Origin of the sequence: Ruminococcus sp. N15.MGS-57 (assembly GCF_000980385.1) — a bacterium.
Classification (GTDB): Bacteria; Bacillota; Clostridia; order Oscillospirales; family Ruminococcaceae; genus Hominimerdicola; species Hominimerdicola aceti.
Genome location: NZ_LARF01000013.1, coordinates 1 through 19045 on the forward strand (window position 1 = coordinate 1; position 19045 = coordinate 19045).

Consider the following 19045-nt stretch of genomic DNA (forward strand, 5'->3'; position numbering starts at 1 on the left):
GAAATATACCAATAAAAAATCTAACAAAAGGGGGCATTTTTATGCCAAAAGGAAAACCAAACAAAAGATACACACCGGAATTCAAAATCAAAGTAGTGGAAACAATGCACAGAGAAAAGTTAAGCTATCGTGAAACTGCACGTCAATTTGACATATCGAATAGCAGAGTAACAGCATGGGAATGAATCTATCTTGAAGAAGGAGCGGATGGACTTTACGCAGAACGCAGAGGAAGGAAATCCACAGGGCGACCTCCGAAAATTAAGAAAGAAAAAGATCTGATTGCAGAAGTACAGCGTCTTCGTGCGGAGAATGCATACTTAAAAAAATTGAATGCCTTGGTTGCCGAGCGGGTACGGCAAGAGAAAAAGCACAAGTGATATGGGAACTGAGGCATGAACATAAGATAGGGTTGCTCATTGAGATTGCTGATATTCCCCGCAGTACCTACTACTATTACAGTAAGCAATTTGATCATCCAAAGCCGGATCGATATGCTGAGATCAAAACTGAAATACGCCGCATTTACGATGAAAGCAAAGGTCGTTACGGATATCGGAGAATCACCAAAGAATTGAAGAAGAAGTTTGTTGTCAATCACAAAACAGTACAGAAACTGATGCGTAAAATGGGCATATTTTGCCGTGTTCGTATGCATAAGTACAACTCATACAAGGGTGATGTCGGCAGAATCGCGCCGAATCTTCTGGAACGGAATTTCAAAGCAGATCAGCCAAATCAAAAGTGGGTAACTGACGTTACTGAATTTGCTTTGTTTGGAATTAAGCTGTATCTGTCACCGATCATTGATCTATATAATGGCGAAGTGATTTCATACAATCTAAGCCGTCATCCGAATTTGAATCAGGTAACGGATATGCTTGAGAAAGCATTTACAAAAATACCGGACAACACAAATCTGATTCTTCATTCAGACCAAGGCTGGCAGTATCAACACAAGCACTATCAGAAAATGCTGAAAGAGAAAGGCGTCAGGCAGAGTATGTCCCGAAAAGGCAATTGTCTTGACAATGCCTGTGCCGAGAATTTCTTCGGCTTGCTGAAAACAGAGCTTCTCTATTTGCAGGAATTTCATTCTGTCGAGCATTTTATTCAAGAGCTTCATGAATACATAGAATGGTACAACAACAAACGCATCAAGCTTAAGCTTAATGGTCTATCTCCTATAGATTTCAGACAGGAAGCTGCATAACAAAAGCGACCAAGATTCCTCTTAGTCGCTTTGCATAAATTTTCTTTTGAATCTTTGTCTAACTTTTTGGGGTCAGTTCATTTCAGAGGATGCCGCTTCTTATCTTATTTTTCGTTCCAATACATTTTTAGATAGTTTTTCAGTTTCGCTACTAAAAAAGCTACACTACGCAAGATATTTTTTAGTGTGTTCTGTCTGCTCAAAAACGAGCTTGCCATTCTTTTCACGGCGTATCAGCAAAACCAACGGACACGGAGTATCATCAAGAAGTCCATTTGAACCTTTGCTTGGATCACGGTAAGACAACGCCACCGTATTCTTATTCCAGGATTGTGACAACTTTTCAGCCGTATCAAAGTTAAGACCCTGCTGCCTACAATAATCTTTAATTTCGTTTCTCCATTCATCAAAAAGCTTGCACATAATATCACTCCTTTGAGGAATTACCACGAATTATGAGCCTATTCTTGCCCTTTGTGAACAATGCGAACTCATCACCTGTGTGAGCAGTCAACGCCGAAAGATCAGCCATATTAACGCTTTTCTTATCGACTATTACTTTGCTGTCAAACTCAGAAAGCTTTTCGAGTAGATCCTTTTGGCGATTATTAAGCTCAATACCAAAAACAGCGTTTGGATTGCCCTTACCTGTATGTTTCTGCTCAATAGGCAATTTAATAGGTTTTTTTATTGAATTTATCATTATATTTTCAACTACCTTTCTGTCATTATACCTCTTTTCAGAGGATTCTGTCAAGTCTATTTTCCCTCTGTTGCTGACCTCAACAAAAGAAAAAGGTCAACAAAAAAGAGAGCATATTATATTTAAGACACTCTCTACTGAAGACATATTAACTTCTACTTATATTATATCGCATAGCCGAATGACGCAGTATAATTAAACTTGACAAGTTACAATCAAAAGCCCATAAAAAAAGTCCCTCGGCTAACCACCGAGGGACTTTCATTTATGTCAGAAAGATTACTTTGTCATTGCTGCAACTTCGTCAGCGAAGTTCTCTTCCTTCTTCTCTACGCCTTCGCCTCTCTCGAAACGAACGTACTCAACAACGTCGATCTTGCCGCCAAGCTTCTTAGCTACAGACTCAACGTACTTGCCAACAGATACCTTGTCATCCTTAACGAATGCCTGCTCAAGGAGGCAGTTCTCAGAATAGTATTTGCCGATCTTACCGTCGATGATCTTGTGCTTAACCTGCTCAGGCTTGTTAGCCATCTTAGGATCCTCAGCCATCTGAGCCAGCATGATCTCTCTCTCCTTGTCAAGAGCGTCAGCAGGAACAGCCTCTCTGTTCAGGTATGCAGGATTCATAGCTGCAACCTGAAGTGCACAGTCCTTACCAGCAGCAAGGAGCTCAGCATTGTCAGCTGCAATGTCAGAATCAAGCTTTACCATAACGCCAATGCTGCCTGCACCGTGAACGTAAGGAACAAGAATGCCTTCCATTCTCTTGAATCTTCTGATTACCATGTTCTCTCTGATCTTGATGAACAGATCCTGAAGTGTCTCTTCAACTGTCTTGTCACCACCGCTGATCTTTGTTGCCTTAAGTGCGTCAACGTCAGCAGGGTTTGTCTCGATTACTGTATCAGCAACTGCTGCAACGAAAGCCTTGAACTCATCATTGTTAGCAGCAAAGTCTGTTTCGATGTTTACTTCAAGAACGCAGCCTACGTTGCCCTTAACTACAGCTGTGCAGATACCCTCTGCTGCAACTCTGCCGCTCTTCTTAGCCTGTGTAGCAAGTCCCTTTTCACGGAGAAGTGTTACTGCCTTTTCCATATCGCCGTCAGCTTCTACAAGAGCCTTCTTGCAGTCCATCATGCCAACGCCTGTTGCTGTCATAAGTTCTTTGATCTCTGCTACGGATACCTTACCCATTATTATTCCTCCTAGTGTTTTATATCGAAATAGGCAGACAAATATACTATAAATGCCTGCCTGAAATTTCAGCTCTTATTCAGCAGCCTCGTCAGCTTCTTCCACCTTATCTGCCTCTTCAGCGGACTCAGCGTCCTCACCCTGTCTGCCTTCGATTATAGCGTTAGCCATGCAACCAGCGATAAGCTTAACTGCTCTGATAGCGTCATCGTTACCTGGGATAACATAATCAACATCGTCAGGATCGCAGTTTGTGTCAACGATAGCTACTACAGGTATGCCAAGCTTCTTAGCCTCTGCTACAGCGATCTTTTCCTTTCTTGGGTCAACAACGAAAAGTGCGCCTGGAAGCTTCTTCATGTTCTTGATACCGCCCATGAACTTTTCAAGCTTTTCTATCTCAAGCTTCAGCTTAACAACTTCCTTCTTAGGGAGAAGGTCGAATGTGCCGTCCTCTTCCATTGTGTGGAGCTGCTCAAGTCTCTTGATTCTCTGCTGGATCGTCTTGTAGTTTGTCATCATACCGCCGAGCCATCTTGCATTTACATAATGTGCATTAGCTCTCAGTGCCTCTTCCTTGATAGAATCTCCAGCCTGCTTCTTTGTACCTACGAAAAGTACCTCTTCGCCATTAGCTGAGATGTCACGGATAAACATATAAGCTTCTTCAAGCTTCTTTACGGTCTTCTGAAGATCGATGATGTAAATTCCGTTTCTTTCTGTGAAAATGTATGGAGCCATTTTAGGGTTCCATCTTCTTGTCTGGTGACCAAAGTGTACACCAGCTTCAAGAAGCTGCTTCATTGATACTACTCCCATTGTAGTAACCTCCTGTTTGGTTTTAGATTTCTGCTTATGCAGATGTTTTTATCCTCCGGACGGCTTTACTTGCTTTCACCTGTCTTACGGCAGGACCAACGGCAAAAACCTGTCCGTGCGAATTGCTTTAATATTATATCATATTTTCTATTTCATTTCAAGAGTTTACGACAATTTATTTTAACAAATTTTCGATTTTTACAGTTCTGCTCTTTGTACATACTGCACTATCGTTGAATTTTACAAGTATGGTATCTTCGCCGATAAGCTCGATATCCGAGCATTTTATGATAATATCCTCATCTCTGCCCATGATACCGAAAGCCCTTGGTTTGCCATAGACGATCAGTGAAACTATGTTCGCTCCCTGAGTATCCATTTCTATATCATCAACATAGCCTATTTTCAGTCCTGTTCGCATATTGACGACTTCTTTATTTCGCAAGCTTGAAAAACTACATATCATGAAACCTTCCCCTTTCAAAAAAAGTGCATACCCTTTATAATAGGTATGCACTTTGGGGATCGTCCTATGTATGATCGTTTTTGTTTTTGTAATACATCTCCAACTGATCGTTATACAAATGCTTTATATATAAAGCTATGGTGTTTATGTACATTGCATTTGTAGGCTTTGTTCCGTTAGCAAGGCAACTTTCAAAAAGCATTTGCTTATCCACAGGCTTCATTTTTTCCCAGCCTGAAACTATAGCACTTCTTGTTGAGCGTTCAATAGCCGCAGTATTTTTTCCGTATTGTTTTTCAATGTCCTTATAAAGTTCGCCTATTTGCACTTTATTACCGTTATATTTGAATATAATAAGGAATATCATGTAGTAGATATGGTCATATCCTGAATGCTTGCGGTTTATGCCCGTTGATGTTATGATCCTATGTATCTCCTTTGAAATATTCTGTCTAAGGATATCAGGATCGACAGGTATCCTTTTTAGCTTGTCAAGCATATAGTGGCATACGTTCTTAGCGTCGTATGGCATAAGTATGTGCAGAATATCATCATAATCGAGAAGAATACGGATCGTTTCTGTGTCATCATAAGTGTAGATGTTATATATTATGGGATAAATGTCATTTTCGTGAAGTATCTCACGAAAATGCAGAAGCTTTTTATATCCCAGCTTACAGCAGTCAATAACGATAACGTCAGGAGTATATTTTACTGCACCTATCTCAAGCTCTATTTCAGTATCACCGCATATATGGACCTTTGTACCCTTGCTTTTCAGTTCCTCGGTCAACAGTTTATGCTGGCCGTCATATGACTCGGAAATAAGGACCGAATAATCAGTCAGCATACACTTCAACTCCCTTATGACGATTTAACATAATAACTCCTATATTATTATATCAAATTTTTTGACTACAAGCAACTTTAATGGCACATTATTAATCGAATTGTTTCAAAAACGTGACCTTATTGTAATTGCATATAACAAAAATATTCACAAATGTCGATTTAGCGTATTGCGACAGACGTTAGATACTTTTCTTGATGTGTTCCAATGCACCTTTTTCAAGCCGTGATACCTGTGCCTGAGAGATGCCAATATTTTTTGCTACCTCCACCTGAGTTTGTCCTTTGAAAAAGCGCAGGAAGAGTATATTACGTTCACGAGGCTGAAGCTCGCTCATGGCTTGCTTCAATGAAAGCTCTTCAAGCCAGCTTTTATCGTCACAGGAGTCGCTCACCTGATCCAATACATAAAGAGCATCGCCGTTGTCAGAATACACAGGCTCATAGAGTGAAACCGGGTCGGTTATGGCTTCAAGGGCAATGACCACCTGACTAGGCTTTTCGGTGATAGTGTCTGCTATCTGCTCAACAGTAGGCTCTTTCTGGTTTTCACATATGAGCTGTTCTTTCGCCTGCATTGCTTTATAAGCAAGGTCACGGAGAGAACGGCTCACCCTCATGGGTTGAAAATCACGAAGAAATCTTCTAAGCTCTCCTGCTATCATAGGCATAGCGTAGGTAGAAAACTTCACATCAAGAGAGGTATCGAAATTATCTATCGCCTTGATAAGCCCCACAACTCCCACCTGAAAAAGGTCGTCAGGGGAGTCGCTTCGGCTCACAAACTTCTGCAAAACGCTCAGCACGAGCCTGAGATTGCCGTTTATAAGCTCCTCACGGGCTTTCTTGTCACCTGAATGGGCTTTTTTCAAAAGCTCCAGCTTTTCCGACTCTTTCAGTGTTTTAAGCTCATTGGTGTTCACTCCGCTTATCTCAACTTTATTGTACTGCATCGCACGCTCCTGTTAAAAAGCAGCATTTTATGCTGCCGTGATAATATAATTATTACCTTTCAATCAGGAACTATACAGATATTTTTCAGGAAAATCTGACCATAAAAAAATGCAGAGCCGTGTGACTCTGCATTAGTTCTATTCTTTTCTGTCGCTCTTGCGCTGATAGTAGACCGCTAGTATCGCTGTTATTATGGCTGATATGCAAAATGCCAGCAGAAGCTTGTTGGATATTTTTCTGTTTATGAAATTCATTGTAGGGTTGAGTATATCCAATATCCAGAATACAATGAACATTCCCGCAAGTATTATCGTGATATGTGGGAGAATTTTGCTTAGTCTTTTCATTTTTATCCTCCTATATAGATAATGTCGCTGAGGTCACGTCCACCGCCGTCAGGAGCGTTCACAATGCTTTTGTTGAAGTACATCATAGCGGATTTTCCACCGTCAAGATTGAACGCAGACATACAGCCCTCATCGCTCATGATAGCCGCAAGCTCGCTGAGAGTTGCGCCCTTTGAGTAGCCTTCGTTTCTGCCGTCAACTGTCACGAAAATATAGTGGCCTGCCGACACACAGCCGATAGCTGAACGTGGATTTGCACTGTTGAGATATTTTGTTGTGTTGAACGTTTCAAGAACGTTGCCACTTCCGTCAAGAAGTGCAGGACCAAAGTTCCAAGCCTGCCATGCACCTTTTGCTATAACAGCGTCGCTGTCATATTCAGACGGGGAGTAGGTCTGCATTGTGCCGTCTGTGAACAGCACGCACACGTCTGCGTCGTTGACATCATCACGGTATTTTATACCGTTTCTTATAACGATACTGCGTTCTGAATTACCATAGAAATCACCGTTTATGGCGAAAAGAGCTTTGTTTTCCACCGCCATACTGAATACTGAGTCCTTGATGTTCTTACCGAATTCTCCGTCTGCAAAGGCGGATTTTATCTCGCTTGCGCTTGTGACATAAACATCAGCCACAAAATAGGTTATCTTGTTGCTTCCCTCACCGATAGATTTTTTGTATACTGTCACCTGAGCATTGTCAGTTGAAGCCGAGCCAAGCTCCTCAGAGGTTATGGCACCGTTTGTTATACTGCTTATAGCGTTCTGGTCTGAACGATAGTCGGCAGTGTCCTGATTGCCCCAGTTTCTGTGGTTCGTCTGCTCAGTACGCAGTGTGGTCGTAGCCTTTTCTGCCTGCGGAGCTGTTGTGGTAACTGCAGGCTCGCTATCGTCCTGCGCAGTGCTTTCTGCCTGCGAGTTGTCAGCCGCATTTGGCAGGGTGAAGCTACCCTCTGCGGAGCTGTCAACTGTTGCGATCACTTCTCCCTTTACTCCTGAACTTTGCGGCATAACGTAGTCAAAAAGCATGAACACGCCTATCGCTGCCGCTGTAAGCACAACGTCCGTTATGATCATTGCCCAGACAGGCATTGGCTTTTTTGTCTTATCCGTCAATTTTTCTTTCCCTCTTTCTGAAAACGAAACTTTTTTGCGCCGCCCAGCTTATAAAGAAAAGCAGCACTTCTATAAGTATTTTGCTGATATATTTGTTGTGTATGAGATATTTCACACATAGCTCTAGCATTATTGTGTTTGCGGCTAGTATTAATGCGGCAAGCAGAAAGTATTTTGCGGCTGTCTTTGCAATGCCTTCCTTATTTTTAAAGACGAATTTTTTGTTCATCGAAAAGTTGAAAATAGAGCTTATCACTCTTGCACATATGTTAGAAAACGCTACGCTCCCGCTTATCATTGCGAAAATGCTGTAGCAAATATAGTCCACGCAGAAGCTAAGAAGTGATGAGCATGAGAATTTCAGTATATCCTTGTATATCCTCCATGAGTCTTTGATAGGATTAAAATGTGATGACTCGTTTTTGCCAAGGTAAACTGTTTCGATAGGCACTTCATAGAATCTTATGCCTTCTCTTGCACATTCAAGTAGCATATTCATCTCAAACTCATATCTGTCACCGTTTACCGACAGCATAAAAGGTATGAGCTTTGAGGAAAAACCACGCAAGCCCGTCTGCGTGTCGCTTACCTTTACTCCTGCGGCAAATGAGAAAACGAATTTTGTGATGTTGTTGCCGAATTTGCTTCGCAGTGGTATCTTTCCCGAAAATCTGCGACAACCCATAATAAGCTTGTCAGGGGAGCTTTTCAGGGCTTCCGACACCCTTATTATATCCTCCACCTTGTGCTGTCCGTCTGCGTCTGCAATGACGATGCCCACAGTGTCGGCTTCATGTTCTTTTATGTATTCAAGTGCGGTTTTTATGCCACGCCCCTTGCCTTTGTTTACCTCATGGGTGAGAACTATGGCTTTTTTTGCGGCTTCGGCAAAAATCGGCAGCTTATCCTTGCCGCTGCCGTCATTAATGACAATTATATGAAAATCGGTCAATGAAGATATATCGTCAATAACAGCCAGCATTTTTTCATCAGGCTCATAAGCGGGTATCACCGCATAAAATCTATCTATCGCCAAGATATCTTCTCCTTTCATTTATCGTATGGTCTAAGTATATCACATATGCTTTAAAAATACAATAAAACTTCTGAAGAATTTATACATAGTTTATCTGTCGAAATTTTGCGAAAATGAAATTGTGTCAGTATTATTGACAAAATAATAAAAATGTCGTATAATAGAAGAAACAATAAAAAATGTACAAATTAATTCAGCAAACGGAGGATTTGATTTCATGGAATATAGAGTTCTTGAAACACGTTCAGCCGATATTCTCACTAAGTACTACAGTAACGAGATAGACAGCTTTCTTAATGCCTGTCATGAAGACATTCTGTGGATAGGTCCTGCTGAGAAGCATGTGATACGCACCAGAAAGGCGCTTGTTGATGCTTTTTCGCAAGAAGAACACAAGCTTGAATTTGTGCTCAGCGACCTAAAGGTGTTTTCCATAGGTCTTACGGAATGTTCCTGCGAGGTCATAATGTTTTTCATTTTGGATACGATTTGGCCTGACAGCAGTGTTGGGAGAGCAGATCAAAGGATGCAGTTTACATGGGTGAGTGAGAACGGCGTAGAAAAAATAAAGCTTTGTCACATTTCCAATGCCATTAAATATGATGAACGTGACAGGATATATCCTGTACATTATGAAGAAATATACAAGAAAAATGTCTGTTCAGGTGAAAGGCGTACAAAGAGAGTGATAGTAAATGGCGTAGACAGGTCGCTTGTTTTTCTGGATAGGTCATGGATAGCTTATGTGGAAAGCAGCGGCAGTCACTGCGTCATATATACCATTGACGGCTCATTTGAATCAGTGCAGAGCCTTAAGGTGTTTGAAAGACGATATAGGGATATGTTTGTGCGCTGTCATGAAAATTATCTTGTAAATCCTGAATATGTAAGTCGCATAAGCCGTTACAGAATAGAGCTTACATATGGCAAGGTGATCCCTATTTCTGAGAAGAATTACACTGCTGTGAAAACAAAATTATCCCATATAACATAAAAACTGGTGAACATTTTGCGTGTTCGCCAGTTTTTTAGTCAGCATATTTTTTCTAAATTTCGCCGTATGGATTTTATTATCCGCTTTTCAAGTCTTGATATGTAGGATTGGGATATACCGACTTCATCAGCGACCTGCTTCTGGGTCATTTCTTTTTTGCCTGAAAGTCCAAATCGCATTTTCATTATCTGCTTTTCACGAGGGCAGAGCTTTTCGATCTCCTCCAGAAGAAGCTGTTTCTCAACTTCGCTTTCTATGCCCTTGTTCACGGTGTCGTCATCGGTGCCTAGAATATCAGATAAAAGCAGTTCGTTGCCGTCCCAGTCAACATTCAGCGGTTCGTCTATGGATATTTCATTTTTATACTGATTTGATTTTCTCAGAAACATAAGTATCTCGTTTTCTATGCACCGTGAAGCATAGGTCGCGAGCTTGATGTTTTTATCAGGACAGAAGGTGTTCACCGCCTTGATAAGCCCTATAGAGCCTATGGAGATAAGATCCTCTATGCCTGTGCCTGTTGACTCAAACTTCTTTGCTATATATACCACAAGCCTGAGATTATGCACGATAAGCAGTTCTCGGGCTTTTTTCGGGTCTGTTTCAAGAAGCTCAAAGGCTTTTTTCTCTTCCTCTTTGTTTAGGGGCGGCGGTAACGAATCTGCACCGTTTAGGTAATCTATAGTTTCGGGGCCGTCTGAAAACAAACGGCTCAAAAATCTGTTCAGCCCTAGAGCGAGTGTTTTAAGTGTGGTCATTTGTATTCCTCCTGTATTATCCCAGCAATGCGGGGTTGAATATAGCCCGTGACTTTCCGTTCAGCGAGGGCTTTATGCCCACATAACACCTGACGTTGTGTACACGGTCTTTATCGTCGATTATCTTTACGCTCCCTGCGGCGGTTATGTGGATAATTCCCTCGCCGCTGACAGTAGAGCAGGGGATAAGCCTGAAACCGCTTAGAGGGTCAGGCTCGTCACGGTCAAGGTCGTAGTGATAGAAAAGCCTGTCACAGCAGAAAACCACCACTGGCGTTCCTGTGAAGCTGTCGCAAAGCCTGTTCCCACTGTCGCATATGGCAGGGACTTTCACTATACAGCCACCATTTTCGTATATGGCTTCGTATTTTGCGACCCTGTTGAAACACCTGCGTGTGATGTTCTCATAAAGACAGAGCAGACCATATGCTATACCGCAGGCAAGGGCAAGCTTAAATAGAGAGATGTCAAAATACACAGTGAGATTTCTGAAAAAAATCACCTTGCTCCCTGATATCTGCCAAAGGGTCACCACTATACCCGTGAAAACTGCGTCCACTGCACAGTATATGATAAAGTATCGAAGTAGTTGCCAAGGGTCTTTACACCCAAAGGCTATAAGCACTGTGAATACCGCACTGACAAGCTTTATCACCACAATAAGAACTGCAGTGAAATATCCTCTGCTGTCTATAGCCATAACAAGCGACGAAAGTCCTCCCACCGAGCAAGCTGTCAACAGCCGCAGCGGACTTATGACCTTGTGACATATCCTGCCTGCCGCTTCCAGCATTATAAGCGTCATAATGGCGTTTGTCACAAGGAGTATATCTATGTAAATTTTCATGGCGTTCCTCCCTTTGATATTATGATAGCACTGCTTGGATGGAAAAATTGTCGCAATGGGGACAAAAAAAGATCCGCCTTCCCCAAATGGGAAAGCGGATATGCTTATTTGATATCAAATTAGTCAGCAAAGAAAACTGAGAAAGCCTTATATGCCATATAAGTGTCTATCTTCGAGGTTATCTCAAATGGTGCGTGCATTGAAAGCACTGGTACGCCAACGTCGATAACGTTCATGTCAAGGTTTGCGATATACTGTGCGACAGTTCCTCCACCGCCGCCGTCTACCTTGCCAAGCTCGCCTGTCTGCCAAACGATGTTGTGTTCGTCAAAGAGCTTTCTTACTCTGCCCACAAACTCAGCAGAAGCATCGGAAGTGCCTGACTTGCCTCTTGCACCTGTGAACTTTGTGGCAACAACGCCGTAGTTTATCTGTGATGAGTTTCTTATCTCGAACGGCTCTGAGAATGTTGGGTCATATGCCGCATTTACGTCTGCTGAAAGGCACTCGGAAGCAGAGATAACGTTTCTGCCCTCAAGTCCGTATACCTTTGCAAGGTCAGCAATGAAGTATGGCAGATATGAGCTGTTAAGTCCTGTGTTGCCGTCGCTTCCTGTTTCTTCCTTGTCTGTGAGTATGGTCATGCAGGTCTTTTTAGGGTCTTTGCATTTGAGGATAGCCTGCAAAGCTGTGTATGCACAAACTCTGTCGTCCTGACCATAAGAACCTACCATGCTTCTGTCAAAGCCAACGTCCTGTGCCTTGAATGCAGGAACAGCTTCAAGCTCTGCGGAAACGAAATCGTCCTCTACGATGCCGTATTTCTCGTTAAGGATAGCCATTATGTTGAGTTTTACCTTGTTTGAAACAGCGTCATCTCTGAATGGTCTGGAGCCTATGAGCAGATTAAGCTCCTCGCCCTTGATGAGCTGTGGAGCAGGTCTTTTCATCTGAGCGTCTGCAAGGTGTGGCAGGATATCAGTTACGCAGAAAACAGGGTCGTCCTTGTCCTCGCCGATATTTACTGTAACGCTTTCGCCGTCAGCCTTTATAACAACGCCATGAAGTGACATTGGAACAGTTGTCCACTGATATTTTTTTATACCGCCGTAATAGTGTGTCTTGAACAGGCAAAGCTCCTTGTCCTCGTAAAGTGGGTTCTGCTTAAGGTCAAGACGTGGTGAGTCGATATGAGCGGCAGCAAGTCTGATACCTTTTTCAAGACCGTCCTTGCCCATAACTGTAAGTATGATAGCCTTTCCTCTGTTTACAAAATAGAACTTGTCGCCGGCGTCATACTTCTTGCCCTTTTCATAAGGCTTGAAACCAGCCTTTTCAGCCTGAGCCACTGCCTCGATAACAGCCTCACGCTCTGTCTTTGCAGTGTTCAGAAAGCTTTTATAGCCCTCGCAGAACTTGTCTGCCTTTTTGATTTTTTCTTCGCTAAGGCGAAGTCCACCGTTTTTCTTATCCGAAAGAAGCTTTTCTGCAAGCTTTTCGCCCTCGGACTTTTCTTTCTTCTTGTTATCCATTGTAAAGTCCTCCTTTTAATGTATTCTTATTGAAACTGCGTTACAATGGGCGGACACTGTTCGCCCCTGCGCATGGTTTTGCTTAACTGTTTTCTGTAATATCCCCATGACTGCTGAGTATATCCTTATAATTGTCATAGGCTTTGCGTATCTTGCGCACATAGTTTGAAGTCTGGTCATTTTCGTCAGGTATGTCGCTGACTTTGAAATTGTCAGGGTCAACAGTGCCGTTTTCTATCCAACTGTCAACAAGATTCATTCCGCAGTGATATGCTGCCGCTGTCAGCTCTACAGAGCCGTCATACTTTTCCATAAGATAGCTGAGATAGTATGTGCCATATTGGATATTAAGTTCAGGGTCGAACATATCGTCATAGGTGTTGTCACGCTGATCGTCAAGGCGATATTTTATCCAATCGTATGCGTCCTCCATAAGCTGCATAAGACCTCTAGCACCCACTGATGAAACAGCGTCCTTATTAAAGCCGCTTTCCACTTTTATTACAGAGAACACAAGCACAGGGTCGCACTTGTACTTGGTGCTGTATCTTATTACATACTCCTCATAATCTGTAGGATATGAAAAAGAGTTCGGAATATCCTTTGCCTTGTTGATTATCTGCTCGTGATAAAGATATGTGAGCCAGCCTATACCGCACAGCAGAAGTATGACTGCTATGAGTACGGGACCTTTTTTTATGTGCCTTTTCTTTTTACGCCTGCTGTTTTTTCCATTAGCCGCCATTATATCTTTCCTTTATTGTTTCTATGACCTCACAGGTCTTTTGGAATGTGTCATTCACAGAGCCGTTGTTCTCAATGACGAAATCGCTGTGAGCCTTGAAAAATTCCATAGTATGCTGAGAAGAAAAACGCTTTTTTGCAAGCTCCGCCGAAATGCCGTCCCTTTTGGTTATCCTTTCAAGCCTTATGCCAAAGTCTGCCACAACGCTTACGATAACACTGCAAAGCTTATCCGCACCTGCTTCAAAAAGGGTCGGTGCGTCAAGAAGAACAAACTCGCTCTCTGTAGCGTTTATCTTTTCGTCAATAAGCTTGTTTATAAAAGGGTATATGGTATCATTGAGCATTTGAAGCTTATTCTTATCTGAAAAAACTATCTCCCCGAGCTTCTGTCTGTCAAGAGAATAGTTCTCGTCAAAACAGCTTGGGAAAAGCTTTGCAAGCTCTTTACAGCATTCGCTATCAGCGTTTGTGACTTCTCTTGCGACTATATCGCAGTTTATTATCTCAAAGCCATTTTCTCTGAAAGCGTCCGATATAGTTGTCTTGCCTGCACCACTTTGACCTGTAAGCCCTACTACTGTTTTTTTCACAGTTTCACCACCTGAAAGCCTGCGGCTCTTAAAAGTCGGTTATACACTGCAAGCCCCACACCGTCTTTGTTAGGACAGCGTGCAAAAACTTTCTTTGCACCTATATCGTCTAGCTCTCTGAGAACGTCAAAAAGCTCTTTTGCCTGTTCCTCGTCATTTGCGCCATAGCAGATATGTGGGATATCAAGCCCATCACAATCGCTGTCAGTGAACACCATAAGAGTGGTGTCATTGTCAGCGTGAGTTTTCACATATTCTCTGAAAGCTTCAAGACTGCTGTCAATGATAGTCACATCAGCCTTTGGGGCATAGTGCTTGTATTTCATACCAGGGGAGCGGACTTTTACGTTCTCACCCAGCTTTTCCAAAACGCCCTTGTCGATAAGAACGTTCGGGGTGATCTCCATAAGATCCTCGGCTGAGATAAATCCCGGTCTGAGAAGTCTTATGCCGTCATCGCCTTCAAAGCTTATGACAGTTGATTCAACGCCCACTCCGCAAGCTCCGCCGTCTATTATGGCAGGTATCCTGCCGTGCATATCGTTAAGGACGTGCTGTGCTGTTGTAGGTGACGGGCTTCCTGAAAGGTTTGCCGACGGTGCGGCGATAGGGAAGCCGCAGGCTGAGATAAGCGCTCTTGCCACCTTATGTGACGGCATTCTTATGCCCACCGTGTCAAGTCCTCCGCTCGTTACCATTGGTATCTTTTCAGACTTTGGCATTATCATTGTGAGAGGTCCTGCCCAAAATTTTTCTGCGCACTTTACAGCAAGGGGCGGTATCTTATCCACAAGTCCCTCAAGCTGAGAAATGTCAGATATATGCACTATTAGAGGATTGTCGGCAGGTCTGCCCTTTGCGGCGAATATTTTTCTTACAGCCGCTTCATCAAAAGCGTTCGCCGCAAGACCATATACAGTTTCCGTCGGCATACCAACGACTTCACCCTGTGAGAGCAGCTTTGCGGCATATGCTATGCTGTCCTCGTCAGTGCCAAGTATTTTTGTGTCAAACATTTTTTACTCTTCTTCCTGACTTGCAAGCTTGGCAGCCTGATCGGCTGTTGCAAGTGCGTCGATTATTTCGTCAAGTGCGCCGTTAAGCACCTGTTCAAGTCTGTAGATAGTAAGACCGATTCTGTGGTCGGAAATTCTTCCCTCAGGATAGTTGTAAGTTCTTATTCTTTCGGAACGGTCACCTGTTCCCACCTGTGAACGTCTGTTGTCTGCGATCTCCTTGTTCTGTGCCTGAACTTTCTGATCAAGGAGTCTTGAACGGAGAACTTTCAGAGCCTTTTCCTTGTTCTTGAACTGTGAACGTTCGTCCTGACACTCAACTACCATGCCTGTAGGCAGGTGAGTTATTCTGATAGCGGAAGATGTCTTGTTGATGTGCTGTCCGCCTGCTCCTGATGAACGGAACACGTCTATTTTCAGATCTTTTTCTTCGTTAAGGTCAAGCTCCACCTCATCAGCCTCTGGAAGCACGGCAACTGTAACAGTAGATGTGTGGACTCTGCCCTGTGACTCCGTTTCAGGCACACGCTGAACTCTGTGTACTCCGCTTTCGTATTTAAGCCTTGAATAAGCTCCCTCGCCTGACACACTGAAAGTTATTTCCTTATAGCCGCCAAGCTCTGTTTCGTTGGCGTTCATGACTTCTATGGTCCAGCCCTTTGAAGCGGCATACATTGAATACATTCTATAAAGAGAGCCTGCAAACAGTGCAGCTTCCTCACCACCTGCTCCGCCTCTTATCTCTATGATAACGTTACGCTCATCGTTAGGGTCTTTCGGCAGCAGGAGAAGCTTAAGCTCTTCTTCAAGCTTAGCCATATCTTCCTTGGATTCCTCAAGCTGCATCTGCACCATTTCCTTGAAGTCCTTATCCATTCCGCCTGCGTCAAGAAGCTCGATGGCCTCGTCATTGGCAGCCTTTGCCTTTTTGTATTCGCCGAACTTTTCAACTATCGGCGTAAGTGTCTTGTATTCTTTCATAAGGCTCGTATACAGTGAAGTGTTGTTTACAGTTTCAGGCTGCATGAGCTTTTCGTTTATTTCATTGAATTTATCTTCGAGTGCTTTGAGTTTTTCAAACATAGTTATATTCTCCTGTCATTTTTATTTCATATCATACATTTGTTATATATCATAAATTGCGAGAATAGCTATGACTCAGCCTCTCTGATAATAGTTTTTACGTTCTTTTCGGCTTTGCTGCGTACTATCATGAACTCTCGTCCGCAGCCCTCGCAGCGCAGCTTGAAATCCATGCCTGAGCGCAGAACTATCATTCTGTTACTGCCGCAGGGGTGACTTTTCTTCATTACAAGAATATCGCCTTTTACAATATCCATTTTGCACCACTTTCCTTTCTTAAAAGGTGAAGCAGAGCGAATACTCTGCCCATACATCGTTATTATAACACATTTCTCCCTTTATTGCAATAGCGGAGAGGGCGGTTTTATTGCTGTACAAATATTATAGTCCATATATTTGATTTTTGTTGCATTGTTACAAAAATGACATTATAAGAAGCTGAATTTACAAAATGTTCATTGAATAGCTTTTGAAAAAGTGTTAATATTAGATTGTTCAAATTTGAAATATCTAATATTGGAGGTTTGACAATGAACGATAATATGACAACAGCAACGCATATGTTTGATCATTCAAAGAAGCTTGCAGAAGCATATGAAAAAGTCATGCAGCCCCTTTGTAAAAAGCTCGATATGCCAAAGACGGCGCTTGACGTGCTCATGTTCCTTGCGAACAATCCTGAGTTCAACACAGCGGGTGATGTGTGTAGATATAGGAATATCAAGGCGGCGCTTGTGTCTTTCCATGTAGAAAAGCTTGTGGAAGCAGGCTTTGTTGAAAGGCAGGCGGTAAAGGGCGACAGAAGAAAATGCCGTCTGGTCTGCACAGAAAAGGCCCAGCCTGTTATAAAAGAGGGCAGAGAGCTGCAGAAAAAGTTCGCACACAAGCTTATCGCTGGCTTTTCGGACGATGACATGGCACATTTCAAAAAATGCCTGCATATCGTTAGCAACAATATAGACAGCATTCTTAAAGAATGTATGTAGAAGGAGGTAACAAATATGATAAAACTGCTTAAAAAGATGGGCAAGCGTGAGGTGCTTATGGCTGTTCTCTGTGCACTTCTGGTGCTGGGACAGGTGTATTTTGACCTGACGCTGCCTGACTATATGACTGACCTGACCATGATGCTCAACACGGCAGGCAGTGAAACTTCCGATATCCTGAACGTCGGACTTAAAATGCTTGGCTGTACCCTTGCAAGTGCCGCTCTTGCTATCGTCTGCGGCTATCTTTCCGCAAAGACTGCCTCAGGATTCAGCTACACAATAAGAGAAAAGCTGTTCAACCATGTTATGGATATGGGCAGCGAGGAGATGCAGGACTTTTCCATACCGAGCCTTATAACAAGGACAACAAACGACATCACACAGATACAGATGATAGTGTCAATGGGACTTCAGATGATAATAAAATCTCCTATCATGGCGGTTTGGGCTGTTATAAAGATACTTGGCAAGAACTGGGAGCTTTCAGCGGTGACTGCGGCGTTCGTTGTGGTGATATGCGTATTCGTTCTTGCAGTTATGGCGACCTGCATACCGAGATTCCGTATCGTTCAGAAGCTAACTGATAAAATAAACCGTGTGGCAAGAGAAAATCTCACAGGCATAAACGTTGTCCATGCTTTTAATGCTGAGAAATATCAGAACGACAAGTTCGATGTTCCAAGCAAGGATATGATGAACACACAGCTCAAAAACCAGAGAATGTTCGCACTTATGATGCCAGTTATGAATATCGGAATGAATGGTCTGACCCTTGCTATCTACTGGCTTGGAGCAGTGCTTATCCAGCAGATAGCCTTGACGGCCGTTCAGGACAGGATAACGCTTTTCAGTAACGTTGTTGTTTTCAGCACATATGCCACATACGTTGTAATGTCATTTATGATGCTCGTTATGATATTTATGATGCTCCCTGCGGCTCAGGTCTCAGCAGAGCGTATCAACGAAGTGCTTGAGCGTGACGTGAACATAAAAGAGGGCAGCGTCAGCGAGGGAAGAGAGCAGGGTACTGTGGAATTTAAAAACGTTTCTTTCAGATATCCTCATGCCTCTGAGGACGAGCTGAGCAACATAAGCTTTAAGATAAACAAGGGTCAGACCCTTGCCATAATCGGTGCAACAGGAAGCGGCAAGACAACGCTTATAAGCCTTATACCAAGATTTTATGACGCAACAGAGGGCGAAGTCCTCGTGGACGGCGTAAACGTAAAAAACTACAAGTTTGACACCCTTTATGACAAGCTTGGATATGTAACGCAAAAGGCTGTGCTTTTTGCAGGCAGTGTAAGAGAAAACGTATTTTTCGGCGAGAGTGCCACTCCTGAAACTGACGAGGAGCTTAAAAACGCTATCGAGCTTTCTCAGGCGGAGGAGTTTGTGGATAAGCTTCCTGACGGCACAGAGCATATGATATCTCAAATGGGCAGAAACGTTTCAGGCGGACAGAAGCAGCGTTTGTCTATTGCAAGAGCGCTTTCAAGAAAGCCTGAGATACTTGTATTTGATGATTCTTTCTCAGCCCTTGATTACAAGACAGACGCAAAGCTCAGAGAGGGTCTTAACGAGAAACTTAAGGACACAACAAAGATAATCGTTGCACAGAGAATAAGCACTATCCGTCATGCAGACAAGATAATAGTTCTTGACCGTGGCGAAGCCGTGGGCATGGGTACTCATGAGGAGCTTATGAAAAACTGCGACGTATACAAAGAGATAGCACTTTCACAGCTAAGTGCGGCAGAACTTGCATAGAAAGGGGGACTGCA

General features: G+C 43.0%; 23 protein-coding genes. 5 read left to right on the forward strand and 18 right to left on the reverse strand.

Annotation, left to right across the window (positions count from 1 at the left end):
• Together WS40_RS11390 and WS40_RS03835 are read left to right on the forward strand one after the other, a co-directional pair.
• Positions 1–185, forward strand: a 185-nt coding sequence (locus tag WS40_RS11390; protein WP_325208400.1) for a transposase, incomplete at its 5' end; no start/stop codon positions are given.
• A 191-nt stretch (positions 186–376) separates the two neighbouring features.
• Positions 377–1213, forward strand: a complete 837-nt coding sequence (locus WS40_RS03835) for an IS3 family transposase (RefSeq protein WP_272114520.1) — start codon at positions 377–379, stop codon at positions 1211–1213.
• A 165-nt stretch (positions 1214–1378) separates the two neighbouring features.
• Here WS40_RS03835 and WS40_RS03840 read toward each other — a convergent pair whose 3' ends face one another.
• The 10 genes from WS40_RS03840 to WS40_RS03885 form a co-directional block, all read right to left on the reverse strand.
• Positions 1379–1636: a hypothetical protein gene (locus tag WS40_RS03840; protein ID WP_038671575.1), complete on the reverse strand. Its 258-nt coding sequence runs from the start codon at positions 1634–1636 to the stop codon at positions 1379–1381.
• Positions 1637–1640: 4 nt separating this feature from the next.
• Positions 1641–1970, reverse strand: coding sequence for a hypothetical protein (locus WS40_RS03845; protein ID WP_046440343.1), 330 nt, complete (start codon positions 1968–1970; stop codon positions 1641–1643).
• Positions 1971–2195: 225 nt separating this feature from the next.
• A complete protein-coding gene (tsf, locus tag WS40_RS03850; RefSeq protein ID WP_022287299.1) occupies positions 2196–3116 on the reverse strand; it encodes a translation elongation factor Ts in 921 nt (306 codons plus the stop codon).
• 75 nt (positions 3117–3191) lie between these two features.
• On the reverse strand, positions 3192–3935 hold the full coding sequence (gene rpsB / locus WS40_RS03855) for a 30S ribosomal protein S2 (protein ID WP_038671579.1): 744 nt from the start codon (positions 3933–3935) through the stop codon (positions 3192–3194).
• Positions 3936–4110: 175 nt separating this feature from the next.
• The gene (locus WS40_RS03860; protein WP_038671581.1) at positions 4111–4401 is read right to left on the reverse strand and encodes a YlmC/YmxH family sporulation protein; all 291 of its coding nucleotides are present in this window, start codon (positions 4399–4401) and stop codon (positions 4111–4113) included.
• 64 nt (positions 4402–4465) lie between these two features.
• On the reverse strand, positions 4466–5251 hold the full coding sequence (locus WS40_RS03865) for a sporulation initiation factor Spo0A C-terminal domain-containing protein (protein WP_046440345.1): 786 nt from the start codon (positions 5249–5251) through the stop codon (positions 4466–4468).
• A 181-nt stretch (positions 5252–5432) separates the two neighbouring features.
• Positions 5433–6203, reverse strand: a complete 771-nt coding sequence (gene sigG, locus WS40_RS03870; protein WP_046440347.1) for an RNA polymerase sporulation sigma factor SigG — start codon at positions 6201–6203, stop codon at positions 5433–5435.
• A gap of 138 nt (positions 6204–6341) precedes the next feature.
• A complete protein-coding gene (locus WS40_RS03875; protein WP_038671587.1) occupies positions 6342–6551 on the reverse strand; it encodes a hypothetical protein in 210 nt (69 codons plus the stop codon).
• A 2-nt stretch (positions 6552–6553) separates the two neighbouring features.
• Positions 6554–7669 (reverse strand): phosphodiester glycosidase family protein, encoded by a 1116-nt coding sequence (locus WS40_RS03880; protein WP_325208401.1) that lies wholly within the window; start codon positions 7667–7669, stop codon positions 6554–6556.
• Positions 7659–8723, reverse strand: a complete 1065-nt coding sequence (locus tag WS40_RS03885; protein ID WP_046440348.1) for a GtrA family protein — start codon at positions 8721–8723, stop codon at positions 7659–7661. Before WS40_RS03885 ends, WS40_RS03880 begins: the two co-directional genes overlap by 11 nt.
• Before the next feature lie 199 nt (positions 8724–8922).
• Between WS40_RS03885 and WS40_RS03890 the strand changes: the two genes are divergently transcribed.
• Positions 8923–9699 (forward strand): LytR/AlgR family response regulator transcription factor, encoded by a 777-nt coding sequence (locus WS40_RS03890; RefSeq protein ID WP_046440350.1) that lies wholly within the window; start codon positions 8923–8925, stop codon positions 9697–9699.
• A gap of 38 nt (positions 9700–9737) precedes the next feature.
• Here WS40_RS03890 and sigE read toward each other — a convergent pair whose 3' ends face one another.
• The 8 genes from sigE to WS40_RS03930 all read right to left on the reverse strand — a co-directional run bounded on the left by sigE (position 9738) and on the right by WS40_RS03930 (position 16529).
• The gene (gene sigE / locus WS40_RS03895) at positions 9738–10457 is read right to left on the reverse strand and encodes an RNA polymerase sporulation sigma factor SigE (protein WP_046440352.1); all 720 of its coding nucleotides are present in this window, start codon (positions 10455–10457) and stop codon (positions 9738–9740) included.
• 16 nt (positions 10458–10473) lie between these two features.
• Positions 10474–11304, reverse strand: a complete 831-nt coding sequence (locus WS40_RS03900) for a sigma-E processing peptidase SpoIIGA (protein WP_022287289.1) — start codon at positions 11302–11304, stop codon at positions 10474–10476.
• 119 nt (positions 11305–11423) lie between these two features.
• Positions 11424–12836, reverse strand: a complete 1413-nt coding sequence (locus WS40_RS03905) for an aminopeptidase (protein ID WP_046440354.1) — start codon at positions 12834–12836, stop codon at positions 11424–11426.
• 82 nt (positions 12837–12918) lie between these two features.
• The gene (locus WS40_RS03910; protein ID WP_022287287.1) at positions 12919–13581 is read right to left on the reverse strand and encodes a lytic transglycosylase domain-containing protein; all 663 of its coding nucleotides are present in this window, start codon (positions 13579–13581) and stop codon (positions 12919–12921) included.
• Positions 13571–14173, reverse strand: coding sequence for a dephospho-CoA kinase (gene coaE / locus WS40_RS03915; RefSeq protein ID WP_046440356.1), 603 nt, complete (start codon positions 14171–14173; stop codon positions 13571–13573). Before coaE ends, WS40_RS03910 begins: the two co-directional genes overlap by 11 nt.
• Positions 14170–15189, reverse strand: a complete 1020-nt coding sequence (locus WS40_RS03920; protein WP_046440358.1) for an L-threonylcarbamoyladenylate synthase — start codon at positions 15187–15189, stop codon at positions 14170–14172. The genes coaE and WS40_RS03920 overlap by 4 nt, the downstream gene beginning before the upstream one ends.
• A 3-nt stretch (positions 15190–15192) precedes the next feature.
• Complete coding sequence (prfA, locus tag WS40_RS03925) at positions 15193–16272, reverse strand: peptide chain release factor 1 (protein WP_022287284.1); 1080 nt, start codon at positions 16270–16272, stop codon at positions 15193–15195.
• A 68-nt stretch (positions 16273–16340) separates the two neighbouring features.
• Entirely contained in the window at positions 16341–16529 is a 189-nt protein-coding gene (locus tag WS40_RS03930) for a DUF951 domain-containing protein (protein ID WP_022287283.1), read from the reverse strand.
• Positions 16530–16802: 273 nt separating this feature from the next.
• On the opposite strand from WS40_RS03930, the gene WS40_RS03935 reads away from it, so the two are divergent.
• Positions 16803–17258 (forward strand): MarR family winged helix-turn-helix transcriptional regulator, encoded by a 456-nt coding sequence (locus WS40_RS03935; protein WP_051706497.1) that lies wholly within the window; start codon positions 16803–16805, stop codon positions 17256–17258.
• Between the two features lie 15 nt (positions 17259–17273).
• Positions 17274–19031, forward strand: coding sequence for an ABC transporter ATP-binding protein (locus tag WS40_RS03940; protein ID WP_046440360.1), 1758 nt, complete (start codon positions 17274–17276; stop codon positions 19029–19031).
• The last annotated feature ends 14 nt before the right edge of the window (positions 19032–19045 follow it).